At 51.5% G+C, this 324-nt stretch carries 1 protein-coding gene; it reads left to right on the top strand.

Going from position 1 to position 324, the window contains the following annotated elements:
- On the top strand, window positions 1-324 hold a 324-nt coding region (locus H8K36_RS18955; protein ID WP_186918084.1), incomplete at both ends, for a VCBS domain-containing protein.

Here is a 324-nt window from a genome sequence, read left to right as displayed (position 1 = left end):
CAACGAATAACGACAGCCTAGATATCCTTATTACGGACAGCAAACCAGTAGCGACAGGTGACATCAACAACATCACCGAAGATGCAGTACCGAACACAGTCACCGGCAATGTGATCACGAACGACACCGTGGGTGCCGATACGAATGCAACGCCAGTGACAGCAGGTACGTTCACCAATGCAGCCGGCTACGGTACTTTGGTCTTGAACAGCAATGGTACCTACACGTACACGCTCAACAACAGCAATGCGGCCGTTAATGGCTTAGGCGCCGGCCAAAGCTTGACCGATAGCTTTACGTACACCTTAACTGATGGTGACGGCA

It is taken from the genome of Affinundibacterium nitidum, assembly GCF_014284155.1.
Classification (GTDB): Bacteria; Pseudomonadota; Gammaproteobacteria; order Burkholderiales; family Burkholderiaceae_D; genus Undibacterium; species Undibacterium nitidum.
This window is presented reverse-complemented; position numbering and strand designations above follow the sequence as displayed.